The organism is Streptomyces sp. NPDC085946 (assembly GCF_044540485.1).
Lineage (GTDB): Bacteria > Actinomycetota > Actinomycetes > Streptomycetales > Streptomycetaceae > Streptomyces.
This window is the reverse complement of record NZ_JBITSF010000004.1, coordinates 449,198-465,878: the sequence shown is the minus strand read 5'-3', so window position 1 is coordinate 465,878 and position 16,681 is coordinate 449,198. Positions and strand designations below refer to the sequence as shown.

At 75.9% G+C, this 16,681-nt stretch carries 15 protein-coding genes; 6 read left to right on the top strand and 9 right to left on the bottom strand.

The genetic code is table 11. The features are described from left to right. The 4 genes from ACIF8T_RS12185 to ACIF8T_RS12170 all read right to left on the bottom strand — a co-directional run. Positions 1-1,340 (bottom strand): GNAT family N-acetyltransferase (locus ACIF8T_RS12185; RefSeq protein ID WP_400033901.1); only part of this gene is annotated, 1,340 nt, incomplete at its 3' end. A gap of 96 nt (positions 1,341-1,436) precedes the next feature. Further along, entirely contained in the window at positions 1,437-3,023 is a 1,587-nt protein-coding gene (locus tag ACIF8T_RS12180) for an alkaline phosphatase D family protein (protein ID WP_400033900.1), read from the bottom strand. A gap of 143 nt (positions 3,024-3,166) precedes the next feature. Then, positions 3,167-4,642: a PLP-dependent aminotransferase family protein gene (locus tag ACIF8T_RS12175; protein ID WP_400033898.1), complete on the bottom strand. Its 1,476-nt coding sequence runs from the start codon at positions 4,640-4,642 to the stop codon at positions 3,167-3,169. 85 nt (positions 4,643-4,727) lie between these two features. After that, positions 4,728-5,561, bottom strand: a complete 834-nt coding sequence (locus tag ACIF8T_RS12170; RefSeq protein ID WP_400033896.1) for an alpha/beta fold hydrolase — start codon at positions 5,559-5,561, stop codon at positions 4,728-4,730. Positions 5,562-5,796: 235 nt separating this feature from the next. Between ACIF8T_RS12170 and ACIF8T_RS12165 the strand changes: the two genes are divergently transcribed. Next, entirely contained in the window at positions 5,797-6,684 is an 888-nt protein-coding gene (locus tag ACIF8T_RS12165) for an RNA polymerase sigma-70 factor (RefSeq protein ID WP_400033894.1), read from the top strand. Between the two features lie 244 nt (positions 6,685-6,928). Further along, positions 6,929-7,690: a GntR family transcriptional regulator gene (locus ACIF8T_RS12160; protein ID WP_400033892.1), complete on the top strand. Its 762-nt coding sequence runs from the start codon at positions 6,929-6,931 to the stop codon at positions 7,688-7,690. A 183-nt stretch (positions 7,691-7,873) separates the two neighbouring features. Here ACIF8T_RS12160 and ACIF8T_RS12155 read toward each other — a convergent pair whose 3' ends face one another. From ACIF8T_RS12155 to ACIF8T_RS12145, 3 genes are all read right to left on the bottom strand, one after another. Beyond that, positions 7,874-9,031, bottom strand: coding sequence for an ROK family transcriptional regulator (locus ACIF8T_RS12155; protein WP_400033890.1), 1,158 nt, complete (start codon positions 9,029-9,031; stop codon positions 7,874-7,876). 88 nt (positions 9,032-9,119) lie between these two features. Further along, the gene (locus ACIF8T_RS12150) at positions 9,120-9,782 is read right to left on the bottom strand and encodes a response regulator (protein ID WP_400033888.1); all 663 of its coding nucleotides are present in this window, start codon (positions 9,780-9,782) and stop codon (positions 9,120-9,122) included. 14 nt (positions 9,783-9,796) lie between these two features. Then, positions 9,797-10,966: a sensor histidine kinase gene (locus tag ACIF8T_RS12145; protein ID WP_400033886.1), complete on the bottom strand. Its 1,170-nt coding sequence runs from the start codon at positions 10,964-10,966 to the stop codon at positions 9,797-9,799. A gap of 107 nt (positions 10,967-11,073) precedes the next feature. On the opposite strand from ACIF8T_RS12145, the gene ACIF8T_RS12140 reads away from it, so the two are divergent. The 3 genes from ACIF8T_RS12140 to ACIF8T_RS12130 are packed head-to-tail and all read left to right on the top strand — an operon-like array spanning position 11,074 to position 13,204. After that, on the top strand, positions 11,074-11,997 hold the full coding sequence (locus tag ACIF8T_RS12140; protein WP_400033884.1) for an ATP-binding cassette domain-containing protein: 924 nt from the start codon (positions 11,074-11,076) through the stop codon (positions 11,995-11,997). Between the two features lie 2 nt (positions 11,998-11,999). After that, the gene (locus ACIF8T_RS12135; protein ID WP_400033882.1) at positions 12,000-12,725 is read left to right on the top strand and encodes an ABC transporter permease; all 726 of its coding nucleotides are present in this window, start codon (positions 12,000-12,002) and stop codon (positions 12,723-12,725) included. Positions 12,726-12,781: 56 nt separating this feature from the next. Next, entirely contained in the window at positions 12,782-13,204 is a 423-nt protein-coding gene (locus tag ACIF8T_RS12130; protein ID WP_400033881.1) for a hypothetical protein, read from the top strand. 93 nt (positions 13,205-13,297) lie between these two features. Here ACIF8T_RS12130 and mug read toward each other — a convergent pair whose 3' ends face one another. Both mug and purB read right to left on the bottom strand, forming a co-directional pair. After that, complete coding sequence (gene mug, locus ACIF8T_RS12125) at positions 13,298-13,843, bottom strand: G/U mismatch-specific DNA glycosylase (RefSeq protein ID WP_400033879.1); 546 nt, start codon at positions 13,841-13,843, stop codon at positions 13,298-13,300. Positions 13,844-13,856: 13 nt separating this feature from the next. Then, the gene (gene purB, locus ACIF8T_RS12120; RefSeq protein WP_400033877.1) at positions 13,857-15,299 is read right to left on the bottom strand and encodes an adenylosuccinate lyase; all 1,443 of its coding nucleotides are present in this window, start codon (positions 15,297-15,299) and stop codon (positions 13,857-13,859) included. 227 nt (positions 15,300-15,526) lie between these two features. Here purB and ACIF8T_RS12115 point away from each other — a divergent pair, with 227 nt between their 5' ends. Continuing rightward, entirely contained in the window at positions 15,527-16,666 is a 1,140-nt protein-coding gene (locus tag ACIF8T_RS12115) for a SchA/CurD-like domain-containing protein (protein ID WP_400033875.1), read from the top strand. The last annotated feature ends 15 nt before the right edge of the window (positions 16,667-16,681 follow it).

The following is a 16,681-nucleotide window of genomic DNA, read 5'->3' as shown; positions in this document are numbered from 1 at the left end:
ATCGCGGCGACCATGCCGGTGTTGGCGGCCTGCGTCACGGCGTACACGCTCTCGCAGCCCGTCTCGGCCGCCATCGTCACCAGCCGGGCGGGCAGGCCCGCCGGGACCGCGTCCGGGCGCAGCCGGGCCGTGATGACGAGGGTGCCCTCCTCGATCTGGTAGTCCAGGGGCAGGCCGAGGCCGCGCATCGCGGCGACCATGCCGGTGTTGGCGGCCTGCGTCACGGCGTACACGCTCTCGCAGCCCGTCTCGGCCGCCATCGTCACCAGCCGGGCGAGCAGTTCGCCGCCGATGCCGCGCCGCTGCCAGGCGTCCTCGACGAGCAGCGCGACCTCCGTCTCGTCGCCGTCCCACAGCAGGTGGCCGAGGGCGACGACCCGCCCGGAGGCGGTCTGCACGGCGAGCGTGCGGCCGAAGCGCGGGCTGAGCAGGTGGTTCAGATAGCGGTCCGCGTCGCCGACCGGCCCGTGGTAGCGCATCCGCAGGGTCCGCTCCGAGCAGCGGTCGTGCATCGCCCGCGCGGCCGGCACGTCACGGGTGTCGGCCCGGCGCACGGTGATGTCGCTGCCCTCGGGCAGCGTGAGCACGTCCTGGCTGCGCGGGACGCGCGGGCCGAGCCGGGCGTCCAGCTCCACCAGCGCCCGGGCCCGGGCGAACTCGGTCGGGGTGAACGGCAGGTACGGCCGCTCCACGATGATCACGCCGCCTTCCGGGGCGCGCAGCCGCATCACGGTGTCCTCCAGCGCCCCCTCCACCGGCATCCCGCCGGGCGTCCGCCCACCGCCGGCCGACCTGGCGGGCACCGAGCGGATCGTGCACCGGCCCAGCAACTGCCGCAGCGCCAGGGGCAGTTCCGCCGCGTCCAGGGCGGTGCGGGCGGCCAGGCCCAGCACCCGGGTCGGGGCGTCCACCAGGTCGTGGGCGTCGGCCCGCTCCATCCAGGTGTGGGCGCCGCCGGCCCGCGCCACCGCGGCGCCGATCCCGTCCGTGCCGAGCTCGCCCGGGGCCCGCAGCAGGAACTCGTCGACCGTGCCGTCGGCCAGCGGGTGCGTCTGCAGGCTCAGGATGTCGACCCGCTGCTCCGCGAGGGCCGTGCACAGCGCGGCCAGCGACCCCGGTTCGTCCCGCACGGTCGTCCGCATCCGCCACAGCACGCTCTCCCCGGCGGGCGACGGGGCGGACGGCCCGGCCTGCCGCCCGGCGGGCAGCGGCCGGGCACCGGTATCGGGGGACGGCGGTGCGTGACCGTGGCCCCGTACCCACCGACTGCGGACCGCCGTGGTGATCCGGTGCCACCGGCGGGTGGAGCGGCCGTTCCCGGTACGTGTCACGTCAGACATGTCTCGACTCATGCAGCCACTGTGAAGGAACGGTGTTGCGTGATCACGAACGCACTGTGTCCGACGGGTTAAGGGGCTTTTTGCCCCTTTGGTGATCTACTGCCCTACCAGTCCCGGCTGGAGCACCTTCGTGTACAGCACGGTGCCGTCCTGCTCGCGCAGCCGTACGGTCATCTCGCCGCTGTCGCCGTCGATGTCCACCTCGCCGAAGAACTGGTAGCCGCCGGCGGGCGAGACGTTGGAGGCGGTCGGCGCCTTGACGAACACCCGCTCCGGACCGAAGGTGCCGTCCAGTGCGCCGGCCGGAAAGGCGCCGGCGTTGAGCGGCCCGGAGACGAACTCCCAGAACGGCTCGAAGTCGGTGAACGCGGCCCGCGAGGGCTGGTAGTGCTGGGCCGACGTGTGGTGGACGTCCGCCGTCAGCCACACCGTGCCGGTGATCCGCCGGTGCTTGACGAACCGCAGCAGCTCCGCGATCTGCAGTTCGCGCCCGAGCGGCGCGCCCGGGTCGCCCTGCGCCACCGCCTCGATGTGCTGCCTGCCCTCCTGGGTGTCCGGCACGACCAGGCCGAGCGGCATGTCCGCGGCGATCACCTTCCACACCGCGCGCGACCGGGCCAGCTCGCGCTTGAGCCACTCCAGTTGCTCGCGGCCGAGGATGCCCTGCGGGTCCACGGTCTGCCGGTCCGGCGAGTTGGCGTTGCGGTAGGTGCGCATGTCCAGCACGAACACGTCCAGCAGCGGCCCCTGGCGCAGCACCCGGTGCACGCGGCCCTCCCGCGCCCCCGGGCGCAGCGTGGAGATCGGGAAGTACTCGCCGAACGCCCGCCGGGCCCGGGCCGCCAGGACGTCCACGCTCTTCTCGGTGTAGCGGGTGTCCGTGTCCGTGACGACCTGGCCGGGGTACCAGTTGTTGCGCACCTCGTGGTCGTCCCACTGCACGATGGACGGGACCCGGGCGTTGAACCGGCGGAGGTTCTCGTCGAGCAGGTTGTAGCGGAAGGTGCCGCGGAACTCGGCCAGGGTCTCGGCGACCTTGGCCTTCTCCTCGGTGGTGACGTTGCGCCAGGTGCCGCCGCCGGGCAGGGGGGCGGTCGCCGCGAGGGGGCCGTCGGCGTACACGGTGTCGCCGCTGAACAGGAAGAAGTCCGGGTCCAGCGCGGCCATCGCGTCGAAGATGCGGTAGCCGCCGAGGTCGGGGTTGATGCCCCAGCCCTGCCCGGCCAGGTCGCCCGACCACACGAACCGCGCGCCGTCGCGCCGCCGGACCGGCACCGTGCGGAAGGTGCCGGTGACCGGCTCGCCCGTGCGGCGCGGGTCGTCCGGGTCGGCGAGCAGCACCCGGTAGTGGATCTGCCGGCCCGGCGGTAGGCCGCGCAGCCGCGTCGTGCCCGTGAAGTCCGTGTCCGGGCCGAGCAGCGGGCCGTGCCACCGGCGCGGGCTGCGGAACGACTCGGTGGCCGACGTCTCGACGACCATCCGGGCCGGCCGGTCCGAACGCACCCACACCAGACCGGAGTCGGCCGTCACGTCGCCCGTCTGCACGCCCCAGCCGGCCCGGGGGCGCCCGGACAGCGCGAGGGCCGGGGCCGCGCCGAGCGCGCCGGGCAGGGCGAGGGCCGCCGGCGCGGCGAGCGAGCCGCGCAGCACGCTGCGGCGGCCGGGGAACGGACGGTGGGACATGGCTGCGCCTCCAGGGACAGGATCCGGCCAGTGTGCGCCACCACACCTACCGGTGCGCCGCGGCGCACACGCGAACCCCGAGTGAACAACCGCCCGCGGCGGCGGGGAACCGGCGCGCGGGGAGCGCACGTCGGCGTGCGCCGTCACCCGTCCGCGGCGGTGACGGCCTCCGCCATCAGCCGGACGCCCTCCCCGATCCGCGTCCGCGGCACGTGCGCGTACCCCATCACCAGCCGGACGCCCTTGCCGCCGTCCCCGGAGCCGGCGAAGTCCCCGGCGTTCACGGCGGCCTCGTCGTACGTGTACTCCCGCAGGGCGCGCACCGCGACGCCGGCCGCCGCCACGCGCGCGAGGAAGCGGTCCCGGGGCCCGTACCGCTCCGGCAGCGCGACGATCACGTGCAGCCCGGCGGCGATCCCGGACACCTCCGAGCCGGGGAAGTGCTCCCGCAGGGCCGCCACCAGCGCGTCGCGCCGCTCCCGGTAGGCGCGCTGGCAGCGGCGCAGCTGCCGGTCGTAGTCGCCGCGCTCCAGGAACCGGGCGAACACCGCCTGGTCGACGGCCGGGTGGCCGAGATCCATCGTCCGCTTGCGTTCGACGACCTCCTCGGCCCAGGACTCCGGCACCAGCAGCCAGCCGAGCCGCAGCCCCGGGGCGAGGGACTTGCTGACCGAGCCCGCGTAGGCCACGTGCTCGGGGTCGAGCCCCTGGAGCGCGCCGACGGGGGCGCGGTCGTAGCGGAAGTCGCCGTCGTAGTCGTCCTCCAGGACGATGCCGTCCACGGACCGCGCCCAGTCCAGGAGTTGGGCGCGGCGCCGCGCCGAGTAGGCGATGCCGGTGGGGAACTGGTGGGCGGGCGTCGTCGTGACGGCCCGGACGCCCGAGGCCCGCAGCGACGCCATGTCGACCCCCTCGCCGTCGACGGGCAGCGGGACGGCGCCGACCCCGGCCGAGGCGTACAGTGTGCCGTGCTGGGGGCTGCCGGGGTCCTCCACGCCGACGGTGCGCATCCCCCGCGCGCGAAGCGCGAAGCCGAGCAGCGTGGTGGCCTGCGCCACCCCGGAGACGATCACGAGCCGTTCGGGGTCGGCGACCACGCCCCGCCGCCGCGCGAGCAGTTCGGCCAGTGCGGTGCGCAGCCGGGGCAGGCCGCGCGGGTCCGGGTAGCCGAGCTCGTGGTGCGGCAGCTCCGCCAGGACGTGGCGCTGCGCCGCGGCCCACGCGGAGCGGGGGAACAGCGCCAGGTCCGGAGTGCCGGACACGAAGTCGACGCGGGCCCCGGGGGAGCGCGGGGCGAGGTCGCGCGCGGGGGGCCGGGCCGCCCGTACGGCACCGCCGACCCAGGTCCCGGCGCCCCGGCCGCTGCGCAGGTACCCCTCGGCCGTCAGCTGCTCGTACGCCTCCGTGATCAGCCCGCGCGACACCCCGAGGTCGGCGGCGAGGTCCCGGCTGGACGGCAGTCTGGTGCCGGGCGCGAGCCGTCCCGAGCGGACCGCCTCGCGCAGCGCCGCCTGCAGGGAGCGGCCCCGGGTGCGGGCGGGTGCCGAGGCGGCCGGCACCAGCAGTTCCCAGGCGGCCGAGGCGCCGCTCCCGTCCGGAACGGCCTGCGATGACGTCATGTGAGGCGACTCTAGGGCCTGTTGACCGGGGGACGGGCCCGGGGACGGACGCCTCCGGCCGCGAGCCGCTCGGCGTCCGGGCCGGTCAGCGGCTGCCGTCGAGCAGGACCCGGGCCACCAGCGCCGGATCGTCGTTCATCGGGACGTGGCCGCAGCCGGGCAGCCGCACCAGCCGGGCCTTGGGGATGACGCCCTTGGCGCGGACGCCCTGCCGGGGCACCAGCAGCCGGTCCTTGCTGCCCCACGCCACGGTGACCGGCACGCCGACGACGTCGTCGGTGAACTGCACGCTCCGGCCGGAGCGCAGGGTCTCGGAGAAGCCCCGGGCCCGGGCCAGGGCCAGCGTCTCGGCGACCACGGCCTCGGGCGAACGGCGCGCCGGGCGGGCGTAGATGGTGCTGGTCAGCAGCGCGCGGCCCACCGCCGGACGGGCCAGCCGCTCCACCACCGGCTCGGGCATCCGCCGGGCGATCTGCCGCATCGCCGTGAGCACCGCGAACGCGTAGCGCCGCTCGGCCTCGTTCCAGAACCCGGCCGGGGACAGGGCGGTGACGGACCGGACGAGGCGGGCCCTGCCGAGCGCCAGGGCCAGCAGTCCGCCCAGCGAGTTGCCCGCCACGTGCGGCCGGTCGAGCTCCAGCGCCGCGCACAGCCCGCCGAGCACGCCGTTGATGGTCGGCAGGTCGTGCGCCATCCCGTCCGGCAGCGCGGGCGACTCCCCGAACCCGGGCAGGTCGACGGCGATCACGTCCCGCTCGGGCGTCAGCGCGGGGAGCACCGGGTCCCACGCCTGCCGGTGGTGGCCGATGCCGTGCAGCAGGAGCAGGGGTTCCCCCCGGCCCGCGCGCGCGTACGACACGGTCACCGGCCGCGGGCCGTGCGGGGAGGTGACCTCGAAGGAGACGGTGGTGGCGGACATGCGGGCGCTCCTCGGCTGGGCTGGCTGACGGACGGCGTAGACAGCTTGTCAGCAATTGCTACCGACGGGTAGCCCCGTGCGGGTGACGAGAGGAGTCCGGCGAGGCCCGCACGGGTGCGCCCCGGCCGGCGGCGCGGGCTCTTCCGCGGCCGCCGCGGCGCACGCCCCCAACACGCCCGGCGCGCGCGGGCGGTGGCGCCTGGACACGGCCGCGCCCGTCGGCTGGGATGGTGCCGTGACCACCGACACCGCGGCCGACGTCTTCGAACGGCACCGTCCCGTCCTCCAGGGAGTCGCCTACCGCATGCTGGGGCGCGTGGCGGACGCCGAGGACGTGGTCCAGGACGCCTGGCTGCGCTGGTCGGGCACCGACCGCGGCGACGTCCGCGAACCCCGCGGCTACCTGGTGCGCGTCACCACCCGCCTCGCCATCGACCGGCTGCGGCAGATCAAGGCGCGCGGCGAGACCTACGTCGGCCCGTGGCTGCCCGAGCCGTACGCCACCGACTTCGGCGCCACCGTCCCGGACGCCGCGGACCGCGCCGTGCTCGCCGACACCGTCTCCCTCGCCGTCCTCGTGGTCCTGGAGTCGCTGTCGCCCCTGGAGCGCGCGGTGTTCGTCCTGCGGGAGGCCTTCGCGTTCCCGTACGGCGAGATCGCCGCCATGCTCGACCGCGGCGAACCGGCCGTCCGCCAGCTGGCCGCCCGCGCCCGCCGGCACGTGGCGGAGCGCCGGCCCCGCTACGAGGTCGACCCCGCGCAGCGCCGCGACCTCACCGAACGGTTCCTCGCCGCCGCGGCCGGCGGCGACCTGGAGCGGCTGATGGAACTGCTCGCCCCGGACGTCCGGCTCGTCGGCGACAGCGGCGGCAAGGCCCGGGCGCCCCTGCGGGTCCTGGAGACCGCCGACAAGGTGGCCCGCTTCCTCGTCGGTGCCGCAGGCAAGAACCCGCCGGACCTGTCCGTGCGCTTCCTGGAGCTCAACGGCGGCCCCGCGGTCCTCGCGCTCTCCGGCGGCGAGCCCGACGCCGTCTTCCAGCTGGACGTCGCCGACGGCCGCGTCCAGGCGGTCTACGTCATCCGCAACCCCGACAAGCTCCGGTCCCTGGCCACCGCCTCCTGACCGTCCCCGGTGCCGGCCGGAGCCCCGCCGTGCGGCGCGGGCCCCGCCGGCATGCCGGGAGGACGACGCCGTACGAACACCCTGTGAACGCTCCCCGGCGCCGCCCCCGCGCGGCACACGGGGGATCGATGATTGGTATTGACCAAGGGTGGGGGCCGTCCTATGGTCGCAGACAAGTGCAACAACCTTTAATAAACAAGGGCGCCAAAAACGCCGCCCGACCCGGCAGATCGCGGAGGACAGGGTGGGGACCACGCAGCTGGAAACGGTGCCGGAACCGAAGTACTGGCACCTCAAGACGGTGCTCACCGAGGCGTTGGACTCGGAGTTCTCCGTGGGCGAGGTCCTGCCCAACGAACGCGACCTCGCCGCCCGCTTCGGCGTCGCCCGGGCCACGCTCCGGCAGGCCCTGGAGCAGCTCGAACTCGAGGGCAGGCTGCAGCGCCGCCGCGGCGTCGGGACGACCGTGGCCCCGCCGCGCATGGGCGTGGCCGTCGGCACCGACCCGCACGCCTGGCCGGGCGCCGGCGAGGACGCCTGGCAGCCCGTCGACTGCGCGACGGCGGTACCGCCCGCCGCCGTCGCCGACGCGCTGGGGACCGGCCGGGACGAGCCCGTGCACACCGTGCGCCGCTCCCGCGTCTCGCACGGCCGGCCCGTCGCCGCGGAGCTGCTGTACGTCCCCGTGTCGTCGGCGCCCGACCTGTCCGCCATCGACGCGCCCTCGGGCGCGGCACGCGCCCGTGCGGTGCTGCGCGAGCTGCAGCGCCTGGAGCTGGAGCGGCGGGAGAACGCGGTGGAGCTCGGCTCGGCCGGCGCGGAGGACGCCAGGGAACTGGACCGGCTCCCCGGCTCGCCGGTCCTCGTCGTCACCACCCGCTTCGTCGCCGCGGGCCGCACGGCGGCGCTGTCCGTCGCCACGTACCGCGCGGACACCTGCCGGCTGACCTTCGGTGATTCCGGCGACGTGGAGATCCACCACGGCCCCCAACGCCGGGCCTCCTGACCGACGGCTGCTCGTCCCGCGCCCCGGGGGGATGTCCCCGCGGGGCCCGGCCGACGTGCCGGGATCCGGGGCGTCCTCCCGAGGGCCGCCCCCGGTGGCGCAGCCGGCACGCGCGTGCCGGCGGGTCCGGCGTCGTACGACCCCGCCCCGCCGCCGGGCCGCCCCCGCGCGAAGCCTCCGCCCCTACCGCCGGGCCGTCACCGTGCCCTCCACGGCGAACAGTTGCTCCTCCACATGGTCGAGGGCGAGCCGCAGCGCGCCCGTCGCCACCGCGGCCTCGCCCAGGAGCGAGAGCGCGACCTTCGGCGGACGCAGGCAGTAGCGGGCCAGCTCCCGGCGCAGGGGATCCAGGACGCCGTCCAGCCCGGCCGCCCAGCCGCCGACCACGACCAGCTCCGGGTCGAGGGCCAGCACGAGCGCCGCCACGTCGTGCACGAGCCGCTGGATGAAGCGGTCGACGGCCGCGCGGGCCCGCTGGTCCCCGCCCCGCGCCTGCGCGAAGACCTTCGCGACGGCCTGTTCGTCCAGCGGGTGCAGCGGCTCGTCCGTGGTGGACAGCAGCGCCTCCGGGGCGGCCTCGCGGCCCAGCAGGTGCAGCGCCCCGATCTCCCCGGCCGCCCCGCCGAACCCCCGGTGCAGCCGGCCGCCGATCAGCGCGCCGGCGCCCGGGCTCAGCCCCGCCAGCACGAACACCACGTCGTCGGACCCGGTCGCGGACCCCTTCCAGTGCTCAGCGACGGCGGCCGCGTTCGCGTCGTTCTCCACCAGCACCGGGCACTTGAAGGACCGGCTCAGCCGCTCGCCCAGCCGCAGCCCGGTCCAGCCGGGCAGCGCGGTCCCCAGCCGCACCGTGCCGTCCGCCTCGACGATCCCCGGCGTGCCCACCCCGACGGCCCGCAGCGAGCCGCGCGCGACACCGGCCCGGCGCAGCAGCTCGGCGACCGCGGTCCGCGCGCGCTCCAGCCGCTCGTCGGCCGACGCCGTCTCGCCGACGTCCTTGGCCTGGGCGCCGATCACCCGCCCGTCCAGGCTGGACAGCAGCGCGGCCACCCGGCGCGCCCCGATCTCCAGACCCAGCAGGTGCCCGGCCTCGGCCCGGAACCGGAAGCGCCGCGCCGGCCGCCCCTGCCGCCGCACCACGCTCTCGTCGGCGGCCGTCTCGACGACCAGGCCCGCCTCGATCAGCCCCTCGACGACACCCTCGACGGTCGGCCGGGACAGCCCCGTCACCCGGGTGATCTCGGTCAGCGTCGCGCAGTCCGTGCCGCGCAGCGCGTGCAGCACCACCGCGGAGTTGATCCGTCGCAGCAGCGAGGGATCCCCGCCGGTCAGCCGCCCCACCGTCCGTCCTCCCAGCTCGTGCGCGTGTTGGCCGGATCGTACTCGGCGCGGGGTGAGGCGGCGAGTGACAGCCGCCACCGCGTCCCGGTCACTCCGGCGCCACGAATCCCGACTCGTACGCCGTGATCACCGCCTGCGTGCGGTCGCGCGCCCCCAGCTTCGCCAGCACGGCGCTCACGTGCGACTTCACCGTCTCCGTCCCCACCACCAGCCGTTCGGCGATCTCCGCGTTGGACAGCCCCCGGGACATCAGCCGCAGCACCTCGGCCTCGCGCCCGGTCAGCCGGGCCCGGTCCAGCAGCATCCGCGCCGCCCGGTTGCCGCCCCCGTCGCCGTACTCGGCGGCGAGCCGCCGCACCGAGGCGGGGAACAGCAGCGACTCGCCCTCGGCGACCAGCCGCACCGCGTGCACGATCTCGGCGGGCCGGGCCCGCTTCAGCAGGAACCCGTCGGCGCCCGCGCGCAGCGCCTCGTACACGTACTCGTCGTTCTCGAACGTGGTCACCACCAGGATCTTCGGCGGCCCGTCGACCGTCCGCAGCAGCGCCCGGGTGGCCTCGATGCCGTCCAGGAGCGGCATGCGCACGTCCATGGCGACCACGTCGGGCCGCAGCCGCCGCACCAGCGGGATCACCGCCGCACCGTCGCCGGCCTCCCCGGCCACCTCGATGTCGGGCTGCGCCTCCAGCACGGCGCGCAGCCCCGCGCGGACGAGGGGCTCGTCGTCGACGAGGAGAACGGTGATCGCCACCCGGTCAGCGTAGATCAGCGCAGCGGCAGTTCGACGTGCACCCGCCAGTCACCGCCGTCGGGGCCGGTGCGCGCCCGGCCGCCCAGCAGCGCGGCGCGCTCGCGGATGCCGCGCAGGCCGCTGCCGCGTCCGGGCCCGGGCACCTCCTCCGCCAGCGGGTTGCGGACGTCGAGGACGAGCGTGCCGCCGGCGACGCGCACGCCGACCCGCACCGGCACGGGCCCCGCGTGCCGCAGCACGTTGGTCAGCGACTCCTGCACGATCCGGTAGCCCTCCCGGGAGACCGGCCCGGGCACGGTGTCCAGGGCGCCCGTCAGCTCGGCGTCGACCGCCGCCCCGGCGGCGCGCGCCGACTCCAGCAGCCGGTCGGCGTCCGCCAGCGTCGGCCGGCCGCTCACCGGCTTCTCCGACTCGCGCAGCACCCCGAGGACACGCTCCAGGTCCTCCAGGGCGGCCCGGCCGGTCTCCTCGATCGCGCTCAACGCCCGCTCGGTGAAGGCCGGATCGCCCGCGGTCCGGGCCGCGCCCGCCTGCACGACCGCCACCGTCAGGGCGTGCCCGATGGAGTCGTGCAGCTCCCGCGCGATGCGGCTGCGCTCCAGCAGTTGCTCGGTGCGCTCCTCCAGGGCGGCGAGGCGTGCGGCGGGGGAGGGGCCGAGCAGGCGCAGGGCGAGCCCGGTCACCAGGTGCCCCGAGCCGAGCACCAGCGCCGCCAGCGCGACCAGCGGCAGCGGTGCCAGCAGCGCCTTCCCCCAGTGGGGGTCTCCGACGGGGAGCCGTCCGCCGCCGACCGCGCCCGCGCCGAGGCCCGTCGCCACCAGGTCCACGCCCGTGAGCAGGAGCTGCACGGAGAGCAGGGAGACGGCACAGCCCAGGAACAGCCGCGCCTCCAGCCACACGACGGTCCGGCCCCGGTCGCCCCAGGTCGCCGACGGCGCCGTGACGATCCCCGTCCCCGCACCGTCCTGCCGCTGACCGGTCAGCAGCAGTCTGGCCTGCAGCCCCTCCACCGTCCGCATGCCGGGGACGAGCCCGGCGAGGCCGAGCACCACGGCCGCCAGGGCCTGCGTCCACCACGCCTCCTCGATGAACAGCCACAGGGCCGGCCACACCAAGGCCATGAACAGATGCAGCCACCGCGTGTACGTCACGGCCCGCGTGAACGGGCGCAGCCGGCGGATCATGCCGCCATCGTGCCAGCCGCCCCCGACGACGGGCCTCCCCCGCACGGGGGAGACGGACTCCACCGGCGGGGGAGGCCGCGCCCCGGCCACGGGGCCACGCTGCTGTCATGACCAGCATCGACGTACACCACCTCACCAAGGAGTACGGCACCCGCCGGGCCGTGGACCGCCTCACCTTCCGCGTCCTGCCCGGCCGCGTCACCGGCTTCCTCGGCCCCAACGGCGCCGGCAAGTCCACCACCCTGCGACTGGTGCTCGGCCTGGACCGGCCGACCTCCGGCACCGCCACGATCGGCGGCCGGCCCTACGCGGCCCTGCGCGAACCCCTGCGCCGGGTGGGCGCGTTGCTCGACGCACGGGCCGCGCACGGCTCCCGCACGGGCCGCGACCACCTGCGCGTCCTGGCGGCGAGCAACCGCGTCCCGGACCGCCGCGTGGACGAGGTGCTGGCGGAGACGGGGCTGGCCGCGGTGGCGCGCCGCCGGGTCGGGACGTACTCCCTGGGCATGCGCCAGCGCCTCGGCATCGCCGCCGCGCTGCTCGGCGACCCCGAGGTGGTCGTGCTCGACGAGCCGTCCAACGGCCTCGACCCCGAAGGCATCGTCTGGATCCGGACGTTGCTGCGCCGGCTGGCGGGGGAGGGCCGCACGGTGCTGGTCTCCAGCCACCTGATGAACGAGACCGCGTCCTTCGCCGACCACCTCGTCGTCCTCGGGCGGGGCCGCCTGCTGGCCGACACCCCGGTGCGGGAGTTCATCGACGCGCGCGTGCGGCCCCGGGTGCGGATCCGGACGACGGACCCCACCGCCCTCGGAAGCGTCCTCGCCCGGCACGGCCACCACGCCGAGGAACACGAGGACGGGCACTGGACCGTGCACCACGCGCGCGTGGCGGACATCGGGCGGCTCGTCTCCGCCGCAGGCGTGCCGGTCCTGGAACTGGCGGCGCAGGAGGCCACGCTGGAACAGGCCTACCTCGACCTGACGGCCTCCGGGACCGAGTTCGCCGCCGTCCCGTCCCCGGAGGTCTGACCGTGGAGTTCGCACCCGTACTGCGCGCCGAGTGGCTGAAGGTCCGCTCCCTGCGCTCCCTGCCCGGCACCCTGCTGGGGCTCTTCGCGGCGACCACCGGCTTCTCCGCGCTGGCCGGTGCCTCCGGCACCACCGGCCCGGAGTCCGACGCGCTGTTCACGGCGTTGTCCGGCGTCGTCCCCGGCCAGATCGCGGCCATCGCCTTCGGCACCCTGGCCGTGTCGTCGGAGTTCCCCGGAGGCGGGCTCCGGCTCTCCCTGGCCGCGGTGCCGCGGCGCGGACGGTGGTTCGCCGCCAAGGCGGCCGTCGTCGCGGCGGCGACCTTCCCGGTGGGGCTGCTGACCGCCGCCACCGCCCTCCTGGCGGCCCGGGCGGGGCTGGGCGCGGCCGCGAGCGGCCTGACCGCGGGCGAGCAGGTCCGCGGCGTCGTCGGCTGCGGCGTCTACCTGACGCTGATGGCCCTGTTCGCGGCCGGCCTCACCCTCCTGCTGCGCAGCGGCACGGCCACCCTGGCCCTGCTGATCCCGTTCGTCCTGGTGGTCGCGTTCGTGATCGGCGACGCGGCGGGCACCGTGGCGGACTTCCTGCCGGACCGGGCCGGACAGGTGGTCCTCCACGAGACGTACGGCAGAACACCCGGCCCCTGGACGGGACTCGGCGTGACCGCCCTGTGGACGGCCGCGGCACTGCTGGCGGGCACGTGGAGCCTGCGCCGCCGCGACGCCTGAGGGGGCGGCCTGCCGACACACCGTCAAGTTCCCTTGAAAGCCGGTTCATTGAACCCATGAACCTCGCGCGGCAGCTCGCCCTCGTCGACGAGCCGGGCCTCCGCCCCTTCCCGGCGGAGCACGGCCCGGCGGACGTGGGCGTCTCCGGACCCGGCTGCCACGGGGCCGTGCTGCGGAGCGACCCGGCTCCCGGCGACGGCGGCCCGGCGCGGTGGACGGTGACGGCCGGCCGGTTCGAGAAGGACCGGGACGCCCTGTCCGAGCTGCCCGCCTCCCGTTGCGGCGACGCCACCCGTACGCCCTGCGGACCGCCGGGCCGCGCACCGGGCGGGCGGAGGCACCCGAGCCGTGGGCCCGGCCGAGCCCGCGCGCGTGCGGCCCGCCTGCGGGCGCCGGTGGGGACCGGCCGCCGGGTCGCCGTGGCCGGCCGGGACGCGGTGCGCCTGCCGGCCGTGGTCACGGAGACGGACCCGCCGTGAGCGGCCGCCGTGGCGCTCCGGGAAGCCGGCGCCGACAGGGGCGCGAGGACGGGACGACCGCGGCGGTCGGCCCGGGACGCCTCCTCGGCCCGGTCAGTCCTGCGCGGCCTCGCGCAGCCGCGCGAACTCCTCGGCCATCGTCTCCAGCGTCCAGTGCGCGTTCAGCCCGCTCGGGTTGGGCAGCACCCACACCCGCGTGTCGCCGATCGTCCGCGCCTGCGGCCCCACCCGCGCCTTGCGGTCGTCGAACGCGGCCCGGTACGCGGTCACCCCCACCACGGCGAGCCACCGCGGCCGCAGCCGCGCCACCTTCAGAGTGAGCTGCCGCCCGCCCTCGCGGTACTCCTCGGCGCTCAGCTCGTCCGCCCGCGCGGTCGCCCGCGCCACGACGTTGGTGATGCCGAGCCCGTACGACAGCAGCTCGCCCTGCTCGGACGGCTTCAGCAGCCTCGGCGTGAACCCGGAGCGGTGCAGGGCGGGCCAGAAGCGGTTCCCGGGACGGGCGAAGTGGTGGCCCGTCGCGGCCGTCATCAGCCCCGGGTTGATCCCGCAGAACAGCACGCGCAGGCCGTCCGCGACCACGTCCGGCACCAGCCGGTCGCGGGCGGCCTCCAGCTCCTCGGGGGTGAAACGCGGCATGCCGTGCGGCGGGTCAGAGGATCGCGCCGGGCGCGTAGCCCGCCGCATCCGGGTGCTGCTTGACGATCTCCTCGATCCGGCCCACGACGGCGGCCACCTGGTCGGCCGCGGCGCCGGTGAAGGACAGCTTGTCCGCCATCAGCTCCTGGAGCCGCGCACGGTCGAGCGGCAGGCGCTCGTCGGCGGCGAGCTTGTCGAGGAGGTCGTTGCGCTCGGCGCCCTGCTCGCGCATCGCGAGCGCGGTGGCGACCGCGTTCTCCTTGATCGCCTCGTGCGCCACCTCACGGCCGACACCGGCGCGGACCGCGCCCATCAGCACCTTGGTGGTGGCGAGGAACGGCAGGTAGCGGTCCAGCTCGCGGGCGACGACGGCCGGGAAGGCGCCGAACTCGTCGAGCACCGTCAGGAACGTCTCCAGCAGGCCGTCCAGCGCGAAGAACGCGTCCGGCAGCGCGACCCGGCGCACCACCGAGCAGGACACGTCGCCCTCGTTCCACTGGTCGCCCGCCAGCTCGCCGGTCATCGAGGCGTAGCCGCGCAGGATCACCATCAGGCCGTTGACGCGCTCGCAGGAGCGGGTGTTCATCTTGTGCGGCATCGCCGAGGAGCCGACCTGGCCCGGCTTGAAGCCCTCGGTGACCAGCTCGTGCCCGGCCATCAGCCGGATCGTCTTGGCCAGCGACGACGGCGCCGACGCCAGCTGCACCAGCGCGGTGACCACCTCGTAGTCCAGCGACCGCGGGTAGACCTGGCCGACCGAGGTGAAGGCCTGCGCGAAGCCCAGGTGACCGGCGATCCGCCGCTCCAGCTCGGCCAGCTTGGCGGCGTCCCCGCCCAGCAGGTCCAGCATGTCCTGCGCCGTGCCCACCGGGCCCTTGATGCCGCGCAGCGGGTAGCGGCCCAGCAGCTCCTCGAGGCGGCCGTACGCGACGAGCAGTTCGTCGGCGGCGGTCGCGAAGCGCTTGCCGAGGGTGGTGGCCTGCGCGGCCACGTTGTGCGAGCGGCCGGCCATGACCAGCTCGCCGTACTCGCCCGCCAGCCTGCCCAGCCGCGCCAGCACCGCCACCGTGCGGTCGCGCATCAGCTCCAGCGACAGCCGGATCTGCAGCTGCTCGACGTTCTCCGTGAGGTCGCGGGAGGTCATGCCCTTGTGCACGTGCTCGTGCCCGGCGAGGTCGTTGAACTCCTCGATCCGCGCCTTCACGTCGTGCCGGGTGACCTTCTCGCGCTCGGCGACGGAGGCCAGGTCGACCTGGTCGAGGACGCGCTCGTAGTCGGCGAGCGCCGCGTCCGGCACCTCGATCCCGAGGTCCTTCTGGGCCCGCAGCACGGCGAGCCAGAGCTGCCGCTCCAGCTTCACCTTCTGCTCGGGCGACCAGAGCGTGGCGAGCTCGGCGGAGGCGTAGCGTCCGGCGAGGACGTTCGGGATGCGGGGCTTGGCGGGCGCAGAAGTCACGGGTACGGAGTCTACCCGCCGCCCGGACCGCCCCCGGAACGCCCGTGCGGCGGCGAGAGCCCAGGCCAGGGGCGCGGCCGCGGCCCGCCGCACGGCTCCGGGCACTCACCCGCGCGGTGCGTACGAGTCGCGTCCGCCTGCCGCCCGGCACAAGATCGACACAGGCCGGCACGGAGCGTGTTCGCGTCCGGCGTTCACCGATGTCCCGCGAAGGAGACGTGCGCAGGATGACCACCACTCCCGAACGAACCATGCCGCGGCAGGTGTCGCAGCGTGTCTCCCAGTCCGTGTTCGACGGCTCGCGCCTGCGCGTCGTCCTGCTGGTGGATGTCCACGACGGTGCCCAGCAGCAGTTCCTGGAGGCGTACGAGCGTCTGTGCGCCCATGTGGCGGCCGTGCCCGGACACGTCGGCGAGCAGCTGTGCCAGTCCATCGAGAACCCCTCCCAGTGGCTCATCACCAGCGAGTGGGAGAGCGCCCCGCCGTTCCTGGACTGGGTGAACAGCGAGGACCACGTGCGGATGGTCCGGCCGCTGCACCACTGCGTCCGCGACACCCGGTCGCTGCGCTTCAACGTGCTGCGCGAGGTCGGCGCCGGCCGGCCCGCCGCCGAGGCCGCGCAGCACCGGCCCCAGCCGTTCCCGCGCACCGGCGACGGCGTGATCCGACACGCCCTCACCTTCACCGTCAAGCCCGGCAGCGAACGCACCGTCGCCCGGATCCTGTCCCGCCACGCCGCCCCCGAGGCCCGGGTCGACGACACCACCCGGCTGCTGCGCACGTCCCTGTTCCTGCACGGCAACCGGGTCGTACGGGCCATCGAGGTGCGCGGCGACCTGCTCGCGGCGCTGCGCCACGTGGCGCAGCAGCCGCAGGTGCGGGCCGTGGAGGAGGCCCTCAACCCGTACCTGGAGCAGCACCGGGACCTCGACGACCCGGACAGCGCCCGGGTCTTCTTCACCCGCGCGGCACTGCCGGCCGTGCACCACGTGGCGCGGGACACCGAGGCGGGCGCGGAGGGCGAGCGGCACGCCCTGTACTACCCGGCCCGGCCGGGCGGCGGGATGCGGCTGGCCGAGGCGCTCGCCCAGCGGGACGAGACGGCGGCGGACGACCCCGGCAGCCCCGTGCTGCGCAGCACGATCTTCCAGCGCGGCGACGTCGTGGTCCGGATGATCGACGTGCGGGGCGGGCCGGACGCCGACCCCGCCGGTCTGCTCGGGCTCGCCGACGCCGGGCGGGTGGCGGAGCTGACGACCCTCCTCGACGGCGGGCACGGGACGCCCGCCGGGGACGGCGACCCCGGGCGTCTGCTGGCGCTCGCCCGCATGGAGCCCCTCACCCACCGCCGGTCACCGGGCGCCTGACGTCCGGCGCCGGGA